A 435-nucleotide genomic window follows, 5' to 3' on the forward strand; every position below is an offset into this window, starting at 1 on the left:
TTCAGCACCGTGGCTTCCACGTTCTCCGCCAGGCCCTCGGCCAGTTGCGGCGCATCGGCCAGCAGCACCTTCGCCACGCCGGCGATCTTCGCCGCTGCGTCGGCCGCGCCCTGCGCGTTGCCGCCCGCCACCAGCACGTGGATGTCGCCGCCGATCTTCTGCGCGGCCGCCACCGTGTTCAGCGTCGCCGCCTTGATCGTGGCGTTGTCGTGTTCGGCAACGATCAGAATCGTCATCTTCTCGTCTCCCCTTACAGCACTTTCGCTTCGGTCTTCAGCTTCTCGACCAGCGTCTTCACGTCGGCCACCTTCACACCCGCCGCGCGCTTGGGCGGCTCCGACACCTTCAGCGTCTTCAGGCGCGCTCTCACGTCCACGCCCAGGTCTTCCGGCTTCACCGTCTCGAGGGGCTTCTTCTTCGCCTTCATGATGTTGG

General features: G+C 66.0%; 2 pseudogenes. Both read right to left on the reverse strand.

Going from position 1 to position 435, the window contains the following annotated elements:
- A pseudogene (locus FQ755_RS16195) lies at positions 1 to 236 on the reverse strand (electron transfer flavoprotein subunit alpha/FixB family protein); the annotation flags it as partial.
- 14 nt (positions 237 to 250) lie between these two features.
- Positions 251 to 435: pseudogene (locus FQ755_RS16200) on the reverse strand (electron transfer flavoprotein subunit beta/FixA family protein); the annotation flags it as partial.

This window comes from Paraburkholderia sp. BCC1885 (genome assembly GCF_900996235.1).
Taxonomy (GTDB): domain Bacteria; phylum Pseudomonadota; class Gammaproteobacteria; order Burkholderiales; family Burkholderiaceae; genus Paraburkholderia.